Source organism: Streptomyces sp. DSM 118878 (assembly GCF_052936595.1).
Genome location: NZ_CP193622.1, coordinates 4,357,789 through 4,374,207, shown reverse-complemented (window position 1 = coordinate 4,374,207; position 16,419 = coordinate 4,357,789). Strand labels below are relative to the sequence as shown.

Here is a 16,419-nt window from a genome sequence, read left to right as displayed (position 1 = left end):
CCATGGCTGTCCAGAAACTGCCGATCGCCAAGGCGATCAACGAATCGCTGCGCACGGCGCTGGAGAACGACCCCAAGGTCCTCATCATGGGCGAGGACGTCGGCAAGCTCGGCGGCGTCTTCCGCGTGACCGACGGACTCCAGAAGGACTTCGGCGACGACCGGGTCATCGACACCCCGCTCGCCGAGTCCGGCATCGTGGGCACGGCCATCGGCCTGGCGCTGCGCGGGTACCGCCCGGTGGTGGAGATCCAGTTCGACGGCTTCGTCTTCCCGGCGTACGACCAGATCGTCACGCAGCTCGCGAAGATGCACGCCCGCGCGCTCGGCAAGATCAAGATGCCGGTCGTCATCCGCATTCCCTACGGCGGCGGCATCGGCGCCGTCGAGCACCACAGCGAGTCGCCCGAGGCGCTGTTCGCGCACGTGGCGGGCCTGAAGGTGGTCTCCCCGTCGAATTCGGCGGATGCCTACTGGATGATGCAGCAGGCCATCCAGAGCGACGACCCGGTGATCTTCTTCGAGCCGAAGAGGCGGTACTGGGACAAGGGCGAGGTCGACAAGGAGTCGATCCCCGGCCCCCTGCACAAGGCCGTCGTCGCCCGCGAGGGCAGCGACCTCACGCTCGTCGCGTACGGCCCGATGGTGAAGGTGTGCCTGGAGGCGGCAGCGGCGGCCGCGGAGGAGGGCAAGTCCCTGGAGGTCGTGGACCTGCGCTCCATGTCGCCGCTCGACTTCGACACCGTGCAGGCCTCGGTCGAGAAGACGCGGCGGCTCGTCGTCGTCCACGAGGCCCCGGTCTTCCTGGGTACGGGCGCGGAGATCGCGGCCCGCATCACCGAGCGGTGCTTCTACCACCTGGAGGCCCCGGTGCTGAGGGTCGGCGGCTATCACGCCCCGTATCCGCCGGCGCGGCTCGAAGAGGAGTACCTGCCGGGCCTCGACAGGGTGCTCGACACCGTCGACCGCTCGCTGGCGTACTGAGGGAGAGGGTCGTGACGACGATGACAGACACTGCTCTTGCAGAGTTCAAGATGCCGGACGTGGGCGAGGGGCTCACCGAGGCGGAGATCCTGAAGTGGTTCGTGGCGCCCGGTGACACCGTCACCGACGGCCAGGTCGTGTGCGAGGTCGAGACGGCGAAGGCGGCCGTGGAGCTGCCCATCCCGTTCAACGGCGTCGTACGCGAGCTGCGCTTCCCCGAGGGCACGACGGTCGACGTCGGCCAGGTGATCATCGCGGTGGACGTGTCGGGCGGCGCGGACGCCCCGGCTCCCGCCGGCCCGGCCGCCGCCGCGCAGACCGCCGCGCAGACCACCGCCCCGGCCGAGGCCAGTGCCCCCGCCCAGGCCGCCCAGGCCGCCGAGCCCGCGGAGGAGGCCGCCCCCGAGGGACGGCAGCCCGTGCTCGTGGGGTACGGGGTGGCCGCGTCCTCGACCAAGCGGCGGGCCCGCAAGACCGAGGCGACCGGTGTCAGGGGCAAGGCGGAGGCCCCGGCCGCCGCCCCCGTGGCGGAGCCCGCGCCGCGGCCGGCCGCCGCTCGCCCCGACCTGAACGGCCACGCCCCGCGCCCGCTCGCCAAGCCCCCCGTGCGCAAGCTCGCCAAGGACCTCGGCGTCGACCTCGCGACGGTCACGCCGTCCGGGCCCGACGGGATCATCACCAGGGAGGACGTCCACGCGGCGGTCGCCCCGGCGGCGCGCCCCGAGGCCCCGGCACCGCAGGCCACGCCCGCCCCGGCGGAGGCCGCCTCCACGCAGGCAGCCTCCGCGCAGGCCCCCGTGGTGAGCGCGGACGCCCGTGAGACCCGTATCCCCGTCAAGGGCGTCCGCAAGGCCACCGCGCAGGCGATGGTCGGCTCGGCGTTCAGCGCGCCGCACGTCACGGAGTTCGTGACGGTCGACGTGACGCGGACGATGAAGCTGGTCGAGGAGCTGAAGCAGGACAAGGCGTTCGAGGGGCTGCGGGCCAATCCGCTGCTGCTGATCTCCAAGGCCCTGCTGGTGGCGATCAAGCGGAACCCCGAGGTGAACGCCGCGTGGGACGAGGCCAACCAGGAGATCGTCCAGAAGCACTATGTGAACCTGGGCATCGCCGCGGCCACCCCGCGCGGTCTGATCGTGCCGAACATCAAGGACGCGCACGCCAAGACCCTGCCGGAACTGGCCGCTGCCCTCGGTGAGCTGGTCACCACGGCCCGCGCGGGCAAGACCTCGCCGGGCGCCATGCAGGGCGGCACGGTCACGATCACGAACGTCGGCGTCTTCGGCGTCGACACGGGCACGCCGATCCTGAACCCCGGCGAGTCCGCGATCCTCGCGATCGGCTCGATCAAGCTCCAGCCGTGGGTCCACAAGGGCAAGGTCAAGCCGCGCCAGGTGACGACCCTCGCGCTCTCCTTCGACCACCGCCTGGTGGACGGGGAGCTCGGCTCCAAGGTGCTCGCCGATGTGGCGGCCATCCTTGAGCGGCCGAAGAGGCTGCTGACCTGGGCGTGACACCGGGAAAGGCGTGACGCCAGGGACGAAAAGAGGGGGCCTGCTGCGATGCCGCGGCAGGCCCCCTCTCTCGTTCCGTGTGACCGGACGTCACGCCACCTTGAAGCCGTAGTCGAGCAGCTTCTTCGCGTCCGAGACGCGGGCGTCCCCCGAGGAAGAGGTCAGGACGGTGCCGACGACCGTCTTGCCGTTCCGGGTGGCGGCGAAGACGAGGCAGTACTTCGCCTCCGGGCCGGAGCCCGTCTTCACGCCGATGGCGCCGCGGTAGGAGCCGAGGAGCTTGTTGGTGTTCTTCCACGACATGTAGCGGTAGCCGCCGGACTTCGTGACGACCTTCTGCTTCGTCGACGCCGTCTTCACGACCGTGCGGAACGTGGAGTACTTCATCGCGCTGCGGGCGAGCTTCGTCAGGTCGCGCGGCGTCGAGTAGTTCTGGCCGCGGCCGATCCCGTCGAACGAGTCGAAGTGCGTGTTCTTGAGGTCCAGGTTCTTGGCCGTGGTGTTCATCTGGCCGATGAAGCTCTGCACGCGGGCCTTGCGCGTCGAGCCCTTGCCGAACTTGTCGGCGAGCGCGTACGCGGCGTCACAGCCCGAGGGCAGCATCAGCCCGTAGAGGAGCTGGCGGACCGTGACCTTGTCGCCGACGATCAGGCGGGCCGAGGAGGCGTAGTTGTTGTCGACGATGTAGTCGCCGTACGCCTTCTCGATCTTGACCTTGGAATCCAGGTTGAGGTTCGGCTGGCCGAGCACCACGCGCGCCGTCATGATCTTCGTCGTGGAGCCGGTGGACCGGCGGGTGTCGGCGGACTTGGTGAAAAGGGTCTTGCCGGTGCCGCTGTTCATCGCGTAGCCGCCCTTGGCGACGATCGACGGCTTCGGAGGTGCGGCCGCTTGGGCCGGGGTGGTGAGGGCGCCGCCGGCCAGCATCGCGCTCGCGGTGATGGTAACGGCTGATACGCGACGTACGCCCTTGATGCCGGTTTTCAAGTTCTTCGCTCCAAATGCCCCTGGGCTGCGGCCACATGAGGGGGCCGCTCACCTCTAAGACGAGCGAGGCGCCTGAATGGATGTACGGGAAACGACGCCAGTTGCCGGTGTTCCGGGATTCCGGCATATGGACCCGGACTCCCGGTGTATACGTGTTGTATCTATGCTGTGCGCATGCCAGCCAGAGCCCTGACAACCGCCACCAAGAGCACCTTGAGCACCGCCGTCAAGCAGCCGCCCGCCGCGGAACGTGTCTACGCCCACGTCAAGCAGGCCGTCCTCGAACGCCGCTACGAGGGCGGCACCCTCCTCACCGAGGGCGAGCTCGCCGAGGCCGTGGGGGTCTCCCGCACCCCGGTGCGCGAGGCGCTGCTGAAGCTGGAGGTGGAGGGGCTGCTGCGGCTCTACCCGAAGAAGGGGGCCCTCGTGCTGCCCGTCTCCGCGCAGGAGATCGCGGACGTCGTCGAGACACGGCTGCTGGTGGAGACGCACTCGGTGCGCAAGGCCGTGCCCGCGCCCGCCGCGCTCCTCGCCCGCCTCGCGGAACTCCTCGACCGGCAGCGGGCGCAGGCCGCCGTGGGGGACTTCACCGCCGCGGCCGTCACGGACCGCTGCTTCCACGCGGAGATCGTGCGCAGCGGCGGCAACGAGATCCTCTCCCGGCTCTACGACCAGCTCCGCGACCGGCAGCTCAGGATGGGCGTGGCCGTGATGCACTCCCACCCCGACCGGATCGCCAAGACGCTGGCGGAGCACGAGGAGATCCTCGCCGCCCTTGTGGCGGGCGACGCCGACGCGGCGGTCGCGGTCGTCACGCGGCACGTCGGCTGGTTCCAGAACCTGGCGCGGGGTGAGGTCCGATGAGCTCGGGCTCCTCCCCCGTCCCGCCGCCCGGCGGTCCTTCCCCGAGCCCTGAAGGAGCCGGGGGAGACCCCGTCGGCGGCAGGAAGGCCGTCCTCGTCTGGTCGATCGGCGTCTCCGTCTACTTCGTCGCCGTCATCTTCCGGACCTCGCTCGGCGTCGCCGGGCTCGACGCCGCCGACCGCTTCCACGTCAACGCCTCGGCCCTGTCGACGTTCTCCATCCTCCAGCTCCTCGTCTACGCGGGCATGCAGATACCCGTCGGCCTGATGGTCGACCGGCTCGGCACCAAGAAGGTGCTGACCATCGGCGTGGTGCTGTTCACGGTGGGACAGCTCGGCTTCGCGTTCTCGCCCTCGTACGCGATGGCGCTCGCCTCACGCGCCCTGCTCGGCTGCGGTGACGCGCTGACCTTCATCAGCGTGCTGCGGCTCGGCACCCGCTGGTTCCCCGCCCGGCGCGGACCGCAGGTCGCCCAGCTCGCGGGCCTCGTCGGCATGGCGGGCAACCTCGTCTCGACGCTGGTCCTGGCCCGGCTGCTGCACTCCGTCGGCTGGACCGCGGCCTTCGCGGGCAGCGCGCTCTGCGGCGTCGTCGTCCTCGTCCTGACGTCGCTGTTCCTGAAGGACCACCCCGAGGGCCACGCGCCGGAGCCGGTGGCCCACACCGGGGGCGCCTACGTCCGCCACCAGATAGCCCTGTCCTGGCGCGAGCCCGGCACCCGGCTCGGGATGTGGGTGCACTTCACCACGCAGTTCCCCGCGATGGTCTTCCTGCTGCTCTGGGGCCTGCCGTTCCTCGTCGAGGCGCAGGGCCTCTCCCGGGCGACCGCCGGCGAGCTGCTCACCCTCGTCGTGCTCTCCAACATGGCCATCGGCCTCGTCTACGGGCAGATCGTCGCCCGGCACCACACGGCACGGCTCCCGCTGGCGCTGGGCACGATCGGGGCCACGGCGACCGCCTGGGCGGCCACGCTGGCCTACCCGGGGGACCACGCCCCGATGTGGCTCCTGATCGTGCTGTGCGCCGTGCTCGGCGCCTGCGGGCCCGCGTCGATGATCGGCTTCGACTTCGCGCGGCCCGCGAACCCGCCGGAGCGGCAGGGCACGGCCTCGGGCATCACCAACATGGGCGGCTTCGTCGCCTCCATGACGACGCTGCTCGCGGTCGGCGTGCTGCTCGACGCCACCGGTCAGGACTATCGCGTGGCGTTCTCCGCGGTGTTCGTCCTGGAGGCGGTGGGGCTGAGCCAGATCCTGCGGCTCCGGCGGCGGGCGGACCGCCGGGAGCGCGAGCAGCTCGTCGCCAGCCGCGTGGAGGCCGTGCACGTACCGGCGTGAGGTGCGGGGGCCGGGGCGTCACCGCATACGGGCTACGGCGTCACCGCGAAGTTGCGCAGGATCGCCTCCGCGAGGTCCTGGTCGCCCTCGGCCTTGATGTCGTCGGCCACGGACGCGTACGTCACGCGTCCGCAGGCGAGTCTGAAGTAGGTCTCCCAGCCGAGGCCGATGGTGACGAGCGGGCCCAGCGACGGGGCGCTGTCCACCGTTCCCTTGCCCTCCGCGTCCACGCGGACCGTGCGCAGGAACTCGAGGGGGCCGCTCACGTCGAAGACCACCGCCGAGTTCGCGGGGGCGCCCGCCAGCTTGGCGACGACCTTCGGGAGGCCCTGGAGGAGGAGGTCCCGGGCGACGTACGCGCCGGGGGAGTCGAGGCTGCCGGGTCGGCGCAGCGTCGTCCGCAGGTCCTGCTCGTGCACCCACACGTCGAAAGCCCGCATCCGCATGGCCAGTTCGAGGGTCTGCTCGGTGCCGAGGGGGCCGCGGATCTTCGTCGAGGGGTCCCGGGACTCGTTCCGTAGCTGACGCGTGCGGCGGATGATCGTGTACTCCAGCTCGGAGGTCATCTCCGGTGCGGTGTGGTGGCGCCGCACGTCGACCTGCATCTCCATGTACCGCTGGCCCTCGGTCTGTACGTGGTACAGGTCGCGGGGGAGGGTGTGGATGGGGCGCGGGTCGCCCAGCATCTCGCAGTCGAGGCCTATGACGTGCGAGACGATGTCCCGCACCGACCAGCCTGGGCAGGGTGTGGCCCAGTTCCACTCCCCCTCGGCGAGCGGCGACACCAGTTCGGATATCGCTTCCACTGAGTGTGTCCAGGCGTCGGCGTAGTTTTGCAGGCTGGGATGGAGACTCACGGGACCCCTCGGCGGTCGTACGCGGGCGGTGGGTGTCTGAGTGGCGTCGTGGGGGTCCGGGGGGGTCCCCCGGAAAATCACAGTACGCTGCCCATAGGCACCCCGGCAGTGCTTTCGTGTGACGATCGTAGGCTGTGCCTGACGGTGATGACGGATCCGAATGCCAGGACGGTGGTACTGTGCGCGCCTCTCTCATCCAGATCGCCGTAGACGAGGGCGAACCGGTCAATTCCCGCCGGGAGCGCGTCTCTTCGCTCGTGCGCGACGTCGTCGCGAGGGAGCGTCCCGATCTTGTCGTGCTGCCGGAGCTGTGGACCACCGGCGCCTTCGCCTACGACTCCTTCGCGGCCGAGGCCGAGCCGCTCGAAGGACCCACGTATCAAGCCATGGCGAAGGCGGCGGGCGACGCGGGTGTGTGGCTGCACGCCGGGTCCGTCCCGGAGCGGGACCCGGACGGCTCCCTCTACAACACGTCCCTGGTCTTCTCCCCCGACGGCCGGTCGGCCGCCACGTACCGGAAGATCCACCGCTTCGGCTTCGACAAGGGCGAGGCGGTGCTGATGGGCGCGGGCTCCGAACTGGTGACGGTACGCACACCGGACGCCACCCTCGGCCTCGCCACCTGCTACGACCTGCGTTTCCCCGAGCTGTTCCGGGGTCTGGTGGACGCGGGCGCCGCGATGTTCGTCGTACCGGCGGGCTGGCCCGCGCGGCGGCGCGAGCACTGGACGCTGCTCGCCAGGGCGCGCGCGGTCGAGGACCAGGTGTACGTCCTGGCGTGCGGCACCGGCGGCACGCACGCGGGCGTGGACCAGGCCGGGCACAGCGTCGTGGTCGACCCGTGGGGCGAGGTGCTCGCGGAGGCGGGCGACGGCGAGGAGGTCCTGACCGTGGACCTGGACCCCGCCGAGGTCGCCGCCGTCCGGGAACAGTTCCCGGCCCTGAAGGACCGGCTCCTGGGTATGCCCGCGCCCGGCCGCTGAGGCGGGCGGCGGGGAGAGCCGCTTGCGCCGGCCGGTGGCGAGCGGGTGTCAGTAACCCCTGCGCTCACGCTCGGGGTCGACGACCGTGGTCGGCGTGACCGGCGGCACGACCGCCCGCTTGCGCCGGGCGATGCTGGTGAACGCGGCGACGCCGATGAGCCCCACCGCCATCATGACGAGACCGGCGACGGTGACGTTGAAGCCCTCCATCTTCCAGTCGGTCGCGAACGTGAGAATGGCGCCCACGGCGATGAGAATGATGCATCCGCCCAGGCCCATATGGACCGCCTCCCTGTGTCGTGGCTGCGCCGATCGTGTACCCGGCTCCGCCACTGCCACACGGGACAGCGCAGCCCCGGCCGTACAACGGCCGGGGCTGCGCTGCGAGGAGATGCCGCGTCAGCTCTCCAGGAACGCCACGAGCGCGTTGGCCAGGAGGTACGGGTCGTCGGCGCCGCACAGCTCGCGCACGCTGTGCATGGACAGGATCGCGACGCCGATGTCGACGGTCTTGATGCCGTGCCGGGCCGCCGTGATGGGGCCGATCGTCGTGCCGCACGGCATCGCGTTGTTGGAGACGAACGACTGGAACGGCACGCCCGCCTTCTCGCACGCGGCGGCGAACACCGAGCGCCCCGCGCCGTCCGTGGCGTAGCGGTTGTTGACGTTCACCTTGAGGATCGGGCCGCCGTTGGCGCGCGGGTGGTGCGTGGGGTCGTGCCGCTCGGCGTAGTTGGGGTGCACGGCGTGACCGGTGTCGGAGGAGAGGCAGACGGTGCCGGCGAAGGCCCGCGCCCGGTCCTCGTACGAGCCGCCGCGGGCGAACACCGACCGCTCCAGGACGGAGCCGAGGAGCGGGCCGTCGGCGCCGGTGTCCGACTGCGAGCCGTTCTCCTCGTGGTCGAAGGCGGCGAACACGGGGATGTACGGCAGGTCCTCGCGGCCGGTGACGGCGGTGAGGGCGGCCGTCGCCGCGTGCACGGACAGGAGGTTGTCCATGCGGGGGCCCGCGACGAGCTCGCGGTCGCGGCCGAGGAAGGCGGGCGGCTCGATGGAGTACGTCATGAGGTCCCAGCCCGTGACGTCACCCTCGCCGAGGCCGGTCTCCTCCTCCAGGAAGCGGATGAGGTCGCCCTCGTGGACGTCGTCGCCGAGGCCCCAGATGGGCTGCATGTGCCGCTGCTTGTCGAGCTTGAGCCCGTCGGTGTGGACGGAGCGGTCCATGTGGATGGCGAGTTGCGGCACGCGCAGCAGCGGCCGGTCGATGTTCACGAGCCGAGTGGTGCCGTCGCGCAGCGAGAGGCGTCCGGCGAGGCCGAGGTCGCGGTCCAGCCAGGAGTTGAGCAGCGGCCCGCCGTAGATCTCCACGGCGACCTGGCGCCAGCCGTGGCCGCCCGTGTCGGGCTGCGGCTTCACGCGGAGATTGGGGGAGTCGGTGTGCGCGCCGACGATGCGGAAGGGGGTGTGGGCCGCGGCGCCCTCGGGGACGTACCAGGCGACGATGGCGCCGCCCCGGAGCACGTACTTGCCGCCGGTCGTGCCGTCCCAGGCCTCGGTCTCCTCGACCTGCCGGAAACCGGCCTTCTCGAGCCGCTCGGCGGCGCTCGCCACCGCGTGGTAGGGCGTGGGGCTCGCCGCGAGGAAGGTCATGAGGTCTTCGGTGTGGCCGCGGTCGAAGGGGCCGGAGGGTGTACGCATGGCCGCCAGCCTAATGGGGGCACCGGCCGTGCGGCGGGGCGATCAGAGGCGTGGTGGATGCCTGCGGTCGCGTACGTGCCGCCACCCGAAATGATCAGGTGGCGGCATCGTGCTGACGTGCGAGAGGAATCTGGTCGAACCAGGTCGGACTAGAAGGCGGCCTCGTCCAGCTCCATCAGGTCCAGCTCCACGCCCTCGGCCAGCTTCCGCTCGCCCGCGACGCCCGGCAGGACGTTGGTGGCGAAGAACTTGGCCGCAGCGATCTTGCCCTCGTAGAAGGCCTTGTCCTTGGCGGAGGCGGTCGGGAGCTTCTCGGCGGCGACCGCGGCACCGCGCAGCAGCAGGTAGCCGACGACGACGTCACCCGAGGCCATGAGCAGGCGCGTGGTGTTCAGGCCCACCTTGTAGATGGACTTCACGTCCTGCTCGGTGGCCGCGAGGTCGGTCAGCATGACGCCGACGATGGCCTCAAGCTCGACCGCGGCCTTGGCCAGCTCCTCGCGGGCGCCGGCCAGGGCCTCGCCGCCGGTGCCGACCGCGAGGAACTTCTTGATCTCCTCGGCCAGGCCGTTCAGCGCCGCGCCCTGGTTGCGGACGATCTTCCGGAAGAAGAAGTCCTGGCCCTGGATCGCGGTGGTGCCCTCGTAGAGGGTGTCGATCTTGGCGTCCCGGATGTACTGCTCGATCGGGTACTCCTGGAGGTACCCGGAGCCGCCGAACGTCTGGAGCGACTGCGCGAGCTGCTCGTAGGACTTCTCCGAGCCGTAGCCCTTCACTATGGGCAGGAGCAGGTCGTTCAGGGCGTGCAGCGCCGAGGCGTCCTCGCCCGCGGCCTCCTTGACCTGGATGTCGTCCTGGACGGCCGCGGTGTGCAGCACCAGGGCGCGCATGCCCTCCGCGTACGCCTTCTGCGTCATGAGGGCGCGGCGCACGTCCGGGTGGTGGGTGATCGTCACCTTGGGCGCGGTCTTGTCCATGAACTGCGCGAGGTCGGGGCCCTGCACGCGCTCCTTGGCGTACTCCAGGGCGTTGAGGTAGCCCGTGGAGAGCGTCGCGATGGCCTTCGTGCCGACCATCATGCGGGCGAACTCGATGATGCGGAACATCTGGCGGATGCCGTCGTGCTTGTCGCCGATCAGCCAGCCCTTGGCGGGGTGCTGGTCGCCGAACGTCATCTCGCAGGTGTTGGAGGCCTTGAGGCCCATCTTGTGCTCGACGTTCGTGGCGTAGACGCCGTTGCGCTCGCCCAGCTCGCCGGTCTCCCAGTCGAACTCGTACTTCGGTACGAGGAAGAGCGAGAGGCCCTTGGTGCCGGGGCCGTTGCCCTCGGGGCGGGCGAGGACGTAGTGGAGGATGTTCTCCGACATGTCGTGCTCGCCGGACGTGATGAAGCGCTTCACGCCCTCGATGTGCCAGGAGCCGTCCTCCTGCTGCACGGCCTTCGTGCGGCCCGCGCCCACGTCCGAGCCCGCGTCGGGCTCGGTCAGGACCATCGTCGAGCCCCACTGCTTCTCGACGGCGATGGAGGCGACCTTCTTCTGCGCCTCGTTGCCCTCCTCGAAGAGGATGCCGGCGAAGGCGGGGCCCGAGGAGTACATCCACACGGCCGGGTTCGCGCCGAGCAGCAGCTCCGCGTAGCCCCAGATGAGGGAGCGGGGCGCGGTCGTGCCGCCGATCTCCTCGGGCAGGCCGAGCCGCCAGTACTCGGAGTCCATGAAGGCCTGGTAGCTCTTCTTGAAGGACGCGGGGACGGGCGCGGTGCTGGTCTCGGGGTCGAAGACCGGCGGGTTGCGGTCGGCGTCCGTGAAGGACTCGGCCAGCTCGTTCTCGGCGAGGCGGCGCAGCTCGTCCAGGATGGTCTTGGCGGTGTCGACGTCCATCTCCGCGAACGGGCCGGTGCCGTACAGCTGATCGCGGCCGAGCACCTCGAAGAGGTTGAACTCGATGTCGCGGAGATTCGACTTGTAGTGGCCCATGGCGAAAGGCTCCGTAAGCAGGAAAGGGATGAGTACCAGTAAGTAGCTACGATGATGCTACCCGTCGGTAATAAGAAGCAACCCCTAATCGCCCACTTGTGACTCAGTACGCTTACGCGCATGTACGGCTACGACCAGAATCCCGGCGCCCAGCAGCAGTACGCACCGCCGGGCGCGCAGCCACCGCCGCAGCAGCAGGGCATGCCCGGCGCCGGCTACGGCCAGCAGCCCCCGCTCTACCCCGAGCCCTCGCCGCCCTCCCTCGCGGACGCGGTGCGGGCCTTCACCACGGGTTCGATGTCCGCCGAGGACTTCCAGCAGGCCTTCGCCACGTCGAAGGTCTACTGCCCGCGCGGCGACAACCCCGGCTTCCTCGCGCTGCACAACACCCAGCAGCCGGTGATCCCGATGTTCACCTCCCTCAAGGAGCTGCGGAGGTACGCGGGCAAGGACTCCAAGTACTTCGTGATCACCGGCGCGGAGGTCATCGACCTGCTCCCCACCGGCTACGGCTTCGTCCTGGACATGGAGGGGGAGCACCGCATGGTCTTCGACGCCAAGGCCGTGGAGCAGATGGTCGACTTCGCGATGCGCCGCATGTATGGCTGAGGCCTGACCAGTTCCCCGCGCCCCTGACGGGGCGCTTCCCGGAGCCCGGAGGGAATTCCCTCCGGGCTCCCTTCGTTCTGGGTGGCAGAAAGTTCTACGTTCAACTAAAGTGTGATCACGAGGAGGTACCGACCATGCCTGCAGTGACTGTCGAGAACCCGCTGACCCTGCCCCGAGTGGTGGCGCCGGCCGGAGCCCAGGCGCGCCCTGTGCTCACGGTGACGACCGCCCCGAGCGGTTTCGAGGGCGAGGGCTTCCCGGTGCGCCGGGCCTTCGCGGGAATCAATTACCAGCACCTCGACCCGTTCATCATGATGGACCAGATGGGAGAGGTGGAGTACGAGGCCGGCGAGCCCAAGGGAACGCCCTGGCACCCCCACCGCGGCTTCGAGACGGTCACGTACCTGATCGACGGCAGCTTCATCCACCAGGACTCCAACGGTGGCGGCGGCACCATCCAGAACGGCGACACCCAGTGGATGACGGCGGGCTCCGGCCTGCTGCACATCGAGGCGCCGCCGGAGTCCCTCGTCATGTCCGGCGGCCTCTTCCACGGCCTCCAGTTGTGGGTGAACCTGCCCGCCAAGGACAAGATGATGAACCCCCGCTACCAGGACATCCGCGGCGGCCAGGTCCAGCTCCTCAGCACCCCCGACGGCGGCGCGCTGCTCCGCGTCATCGCCGGTGAGCTCGACGGGCACCAGGGCCCCGGCATCACGCACACGCCGATCTCGATGATCCACGCGACCGTGCGCCCCGGCGCCGAGGTGACGCTGCCCTGGCGCGAGGACTTCAACGGCCTGGCGTACGTACTGGCCGGGCAGGGCACCGTCGGTACCGAGCGCCGTCCCGTGCGCCTGGGGCAGACCGCTGTCTTCGGCGCCGGGTCCTCGCTGACCGTCCGCGCGGACGAGAAGCAGGACGGGAACGCCCCCGACCTGGAGGTCGTGCTGCTCGGCGGGCAGCCGATCCGGGAGCCCATGGCGCACTACGGCCCGTTCGTGATGAACACCCGGGCCGAGCTCCAGCAGGCCTTCGAGGACTTCCAGAAGGGCCTGCTCGGGACGGTGCCCGCCGTGCACGGCATGTAGCCGGCAGCCCTGCCGGAGCGGCGTGCAGGCGTACATCCGGAGCGGCGTGCAGGCGTACATAACGTGCGCGGCCCGTGGCGGCGTGCTCGGGTGGAAGGGTGCACACCCTCCTCCCCGAGCCCGCCCGCCGGATCGCCGCGTGGTGCGTCGTCGTCCTGCTCGTCGTCGGCGTGGCCGCCGTCGCCGTCTGGCTCTGCGTCCACCTGCGGACCGCCGTGACACCGGTCCTGCTGGCGCTCCTCGGCACGGCGCTGCTCGGGCCGCTGTACCGCCGCCTGCTCGCGATGAAGGTGCAGCGCTCGCTGGCCGCCGGCCTCACCTGCGCGGCCGTCGTCGCCGTCGTCGGCGGCGTCACGTACATCGTGGTCGCCGCCCTGATCGACACGGGCGACCAGATCATCGCGTCCCTGAAGACCGCGGCGACCGACCTCTCGAAGCACTTCGGGGCCGCGGGCACCTCGCTCGACGACATGGCGTCCAACGCCAAGGAGCTGCTCGGCAAGTTCGGCGGCACCGCGGCGTCGGGCGTGCTCAGCGGGCTGAGCGTCGTCGGCGAGGTGGCCGCCATGGCCGTGCTCGCGCTGCTCCTCGTCTTCTTCTTCCTGCGCGACTCCGGCCGCGCGATGGCCGCCCTGCGCTCGCTCTCGCCCGGCAGCTCCGCCGACGCGGTCGAGGCCATGGCGCGGCGGGCCTTCAGGGCCATCGAGGGCTTCATGCGGGGCACGACGATCATCGCGTTCATCGACGCCCTCTGCATCACCGTGGGGCTGCTGATCCTCCAGGTGCCCGGGGCCGTCGGCCTCGGCGCGCTCGTCTTCGTGGGCGCCTACATCCCGTATCTCGGCGCCTTCCTGTCCGGCGCCATCGCCGTCCTCGTCGCCCTCGCCGACCGCGGCTTCGCCATCGCCCTGTGGGCGCTCGGCGTGGTCCTCGCCGTGCAGGTCCTGGAGGGGCACATCCTCCAGCCGGTCATCCAGAGCCGTACGGTGCAGATGCACCCGGCGGTGGTGATGCTGGCGATCACCGCGGGGGCGTCCGTGGCGGGCATCATCGGGATGCTGCTCGCGGTGCCCCTGACGGCGGCGGCCTTCGGTATCCTGGCCGAGCTGCGCTCCCGCTACTCCGACGGGGCCGACGGGCCGCCCGGCACGTCCGCGACATCGACATCGACGTCCGCGACGTCGACACCGCCCGCGCCCCCCGCTTCGTCGCCCGGGGAGCCCGCGTCCTCGTAGAGCTCGAACCAGATGCTCTTGCCGTCGCCGCGCGGGTCCACGCCCCACGCCCCCGCGAGCAGCTCCATCAGGACCAGGCCACGCCCGGAGGAGGCCAGCTCCCCGGGGCGCCGCTTGTGCGGCAGGTCGTCGCTGCCGTCGGCCACCTCGGCCCGCAGCCTGCGCCTGCCGGGCTCGCCGCTGACCTGCGCGACGAGCAGGGCGTCGCCGTCGGTGTGCACCAGGACGTTGGTGAGCATCTCCGAGACCATCAGGACCGCCGAGTCGACCTGGTCGTCGTCCGCCCAGTCGTGCAGCAGCTCCCGCAGATGGCGGCGGGCGCCCCCGATGCGCTCCGGCTCGGCCTGCGCGACGGTCAGGACGGTGCGCCGGGCGTCCGCGTGCTGCTCGGGACGGCCCGTACGGCTCAGGAGCAGCACCGCTATGTCGTCCTCGCGGCGGTCCGCCAGCGGCCCGGTGGTGTGGTGCGAGGAGGGCCCGTGGACGGCCTGCACGAGCCGGTCGGCGAGCAGTTCGAGGCCGTCCTGCTCGTCGCCCTCGCCCAGGTACCCCTCAAGGGTGGACCTGATCCGCGACCAGCCGCTGTCCAGGTCGTGGCCGCCGGTCTCGATGAGGCCGTCGGTGCAGATCAGCATGGTCTCGCCGGGTTCGAGGACCAGGCGGGTGGTGGGGTAGTCCGCGTCGGGGTCGATGCCCAGCGGCAGCCCGCCCGCTACGGGCCTCTGCACGACCGTCCCGTCACTCATCCGTATCGCCGGTTCCGGATGGCCGGCGCGGGCGATCTCCAGGACGCCGGTCGCCGGGTCGGCCTCGACGTACAGGCAGGTCGCGAAGCGCGGGTCGTACTCGGTGGCCTCGTCGGTGCCCGAGCCGCTCGACCCGTAGGTGGCGGACTCCGTGATCCCCGAGAGGAAGCGGGTCGCGCGCGAGAGCACCGCGTCGGGGCGGTGCCCCTCCGAGGCGTACGCGCGCAGGGCGATGCGGAGCTGCCCCATCAGGCCCGCCGCGCGTACGTCGTGTCCCTGGACGTCGCCGATGGCGAAGGCGATGCGGCCGCTGGGCAGCGGAATCATGTCGTACCAGTCGCCGCCGACCTGGAGGCCGCCGCCGGTCGGCACATAGCGGGCGGCCACGCTCATCCCGTCGATCTTCGGGCCGAGCATCGGCAGCATCGAGCGCTGGAGGCCGTCCGTCAGCTCCCGCTCGGAGTCCGTGACCCCGGCCCGCGACAGCGCCTGCGCCAGCATCCGCGCGACCGTCGTCAGGACCGAGCGCTCGTCGGGCGTGAACGACACGGGGTAGGTGAAGGCCGCCAGCCAGGCGCCCATCGTGCGGCCCGCGACCGTCAGCGGCAGGAACGCCCACGACTGCCGCTCGAAGCGCCGCACCAGCGGCCAGGCCGCCGGATAGCGGCGGCGGTACTCCTCGGGCGACGAGAGGTAGACGGCCCGGCCGGTGCGCACCACCTCGGCCGCCGGATAGTCGGTGTCCAGCGGCATCGCCGAGAAGGGGCCGTCGTCGCCCGGCTCGTGGCCGTGGTGCCCGATGACCGTCAGCCGGTCGCCCGCCACGCCGAACACCGCGAGCCCGTCCGGCGAGAACCCCGGCATGGAGAGCCCCGCGGCGACCCGCAGGACCTCCTCCGTGGAGCGCGCCTCGGCGAGCGCGCGGCCCGCGTCGAGCAGGAACGCCTCGCGGGAGCGGCGCCAGTCGCCCGTCACGGGGGTGCGGGCGGCGGTGCCCGGCGCGGGCTCCGTGACCTCTTGCAGGGTGCCGATCAGCTCGTACGCCTCGGTAACGCCGTGCATCACCGGCTTGGAGCGGCTGCGCACGATGCGCAGCACCCGCCGCCCCGTCTCGTCCATGATCCGCAGCCGGGCCTCGGCGAGGGTGCCCTCGGCGACGGCGAGCTGGACGGTTCCGTAGATCTCGTTCCAGTCGACCGGGTGGAAGCGGGAGCGCACGGCCGCCTCGGTGAGCGTCTGGGCGCGCGCGGGCAGCCCGAGGAGTCTGGAGGCCTCGGCGTCGAGGGTGACGGTCCCCGCGGCGTTGTCCCAGCGCCACAGTCCGGTGGCGATCGCGGTGAGGACGTCCCGTACGGGAGGCAGGGCTTCGTCCCCCACCCGCGCGAGGGGATCGTCGGTGCGCATTGACCCACTTTAGGAAGATGTACGGGCCCACCGCCACCGAGCCCCCGCCCCACGGGCCACCGGAGAGTGGTCCGGCGGCCGATATCCGGAAAGCGATCTTCGCCCGGACGGTAGCCTGGGAAGCGTCCGCTCCCT

The 16,419-nt window shown here is 71.1% G+C and carries 14 protein-coding genes; 8 read left to right on the top strand and 6 right to left on the bottom strand.

The window, feature by feature from the left end:
* The first annotated feature begins 2 nt into the window (after nucleotides 1-2).
* Together ACRAKF_RS19460 and ACRAKF_RS19455 are read left to right on the top strand one after the other, a co-directional pair.
* Nucleotides 3-983, top strand: coding sequence for an alpha-ketoacid dehydrogenase subunit beta (locus ACRAKF_RS19460; RefSeq protein ID WP_447038440.1), 981 nt, complete (start codon nucleotides 3-5; stop codon nucleotides 981-983).
* 11 nt (nucleotides 984-994) lie between these two features.
* Nucleotides 995-2,497, top strand: coding sequence for a dihydrolipoamide acetyltransferase family protein (locus ACRAKF_RS19455; protein WP_447038439.1), 1,503 nt, complete (start codon nucleotides 995-997; stop codon nucleotides 2,495-2,497).
* Between the two features lie 90 nt (nucleotides 2,498-2,587).
* Here the strand turns inward: ACRAKF_RS19455 and ACRAKF_RS19450 are convergent, their stop codons facing one another.
* Nucleotides 2,588-3,424 carry a D-alanyl-D-alanine carboxypeptidase family protein gene (locus ACRAKF_RS19450; protein WP_447038438.1) on the bottom strand — a complete coding sequence of 279 codons (837 nt, stop codon included), beginning with the start codon at nucleotides 3,422-3,424 and terminating at the stop codon, nucleotides 2,588-2,590.
* Between the two features lie 234 nt (nucleotides 3,425-3,658).
* Between ACRAKF_RS19450 and ACRAKF_RS19445 the strand changes: the two genes are divergently transcribed.
* Both ACRAKF_RS19445 and ACRAKF_RS19440 read left to right on the top strand, forming a co-directional pair.
* Nucleotides 3,659-4,348, top strand: a complete 690-nt coding sequence (locus ACRAKF_RS19445) for a GntR family transcriptional regulator (RefSeq protein WP_447038437.1) — start codon at nucleotides 3,659-3,661, stop codon at nucleotides 4,346-4,348.
* Nucleotides 4,345-5,685 carry an MFS transporter gene (locus tag ACRAKF_RS19440; RefSeq protein WP_447038436.1) on the top strand — a complete coding sequence of 447 codons (1,341 nt, stop codon included), beginning with the start codon at nucleotides 4,345-4,347 and terminating at the stop codon, nucleotides 5,683-5,685. Before ACRAKF_RS19445 ends, ACRAKF_RS19440 begins: the two co-directional genes overlap by 4 nt.
* A gap of 32 nt (nucleotides 5,686-5,717) precedes the next feature.
* On the opposite strand, the gene ACRAKF_RS19435 is transcribed toward ACRAKF_RS19440, so the two are convergent.
* Nucleotides 5,718-6,542 (bottom strand): maleylpyruvate isomerase family mycothiol-dependent enzyme, encoded by an 825-nt coding sequence (locus ACRAKF_RS19435; protein WP_447038435.1) that lies wholly within the window; start codon nucleotides 6,540-6,542, stop codon nucleotides 5,718-5,720.
* A 179-nt stretch (nucleotides 6,543-6,721) separates the two neighbouring features.
* Between ACRAKF_RS19435 and ACRAKF_RS19430 the strand changes: the two genes are divergently transcribed.
* Entirely contained in the window at nucleotides 6,722-7,525 is an 804-nt protein-coding gene (locus ACRAKF_RS19430) for a carbon-nitrogen family hydrolase (protein WP_447038434.1), read from the top strand.
* A gap of 48 nt (nucleotides 7,526-7,573) precedes the next feature.
* Here ACRAKF_RS19430 and ACRAKF_RS19425 read toward each other — a convergent pair whose 3' ends face one another.
* The 3 genes from ACRAKF_RS19425 to ACRAKF_RS19415 all read right to left on the bottom strand — a co-directional run bounded on the left by ACRAKF_RS19425 (nucleotide 7,574) and on the right by ACRAKF_RS19415 (nucleotide 11,199).
* On the bottom strand, nucleotides 7,574-7,804 hold the full coding sequence (locus ACRAKF_RS19425) for a hypothetical protein (RefSeq protein WP_447038433.1): 231 nt from the start codon (nucleotides 7,802-7,804) through the stop codon (nucleotides 7,574-7,576).
* 120 nt (nucleotides 7,805-7,924) lie between these two features.
* A complete protein-coding gene (locus tag ACRAKF_RS19420) occupies nucleotides 7,925-9,223 on the bottom strand; it encodes a M18 family aminopeptidase (RefSeq protein ID WP_447038432.1) in 1,299 nt (432 codons plus the stop codon).
* Nucleotides 9,224-9,372: 149 nt separating this feature from the next.
* The gene (locus ACRAKF_RS19415; RefSeq protein WP_447038431.1) at nucleotides 9,373-11,199 is read right to left on the bottom strand and encodes an acyl-CoA dehydrogenase; all 1,827 of its coding nucleotides are present in this window, start codon (nucleotides 11,197-11,199) and stop codon (nucleotides 9,373-9,375) included.
* A gap of 120 nt (nucleotides 11,200-11,319) precedes the next feature.
* On the opposite strand from ACRAKF_RS19415, the gene ACRAKF_RS19410 reads away from it, so the two are divergent.
* From ACRAKF_RS19410 to ACRAKF_RS19400, 3 genes are all read left to right on the top strand, one after another.
* Nucleotides 11,320-11,808 carry an SseB family protein gene (locus ACRAKF_RS19410; RefSeq protein WP_447038430.1) on the top strand — a complete coding sequence of 163 codons (489 nt, stop codon included), beginning with the start codon at nucleotides 11,320-11,322 and terminating at the stop codon, nucleotides 11,806-11,808.
* A gap of 134 nt (nucleotides 11,809-11,942) precedes the next feature.
* A complete protein-coding gene (locus tag ACRAKF_RS19405; RefSeq protein ID WP_447038429.1) occupies nucleotides 11,943-12,899 on the top strand; it encodes a pirin family protein in 957 nt (318 codons plus the stop codon).
* A gap of 98 nt (nucleotides 12,900-12,997) precedes the next feature.
* Nucleotides 12,998-14,134, top strand: a complete 1,137-nt coding sequence (locus ACRAKF_RS19400; protein ID WP_447038428.1) for an AI-2E family transporter — start codon at nucleotides 12,998-13,000, stop codon at nucleotides 14,132-14,134.
* Here the strand turns inward: ACRAKF_RS19400 and ACRAKF_RS19395 are convergent.
* Complete coding sequence (locus ACRAKF_RS19395; RefSeq protein WP_447038427.1) at nucleotides 14,017-16,284, bottom strand: ATP-binding SpoIIE family protein phosphatase; 2,268 nt, start codon at nucleotides 16,282-16,284, stop codon at nucleotides 14,017-14,019. The two genes, ACRAKF_RS19400 and ACRAKF_RS19395, sit on opposite strands and share 118 nt — an antisense overlap.
* Between the last annotated feature and the right edge of the window lie 135 nt (nucleotides 16,285-16,419).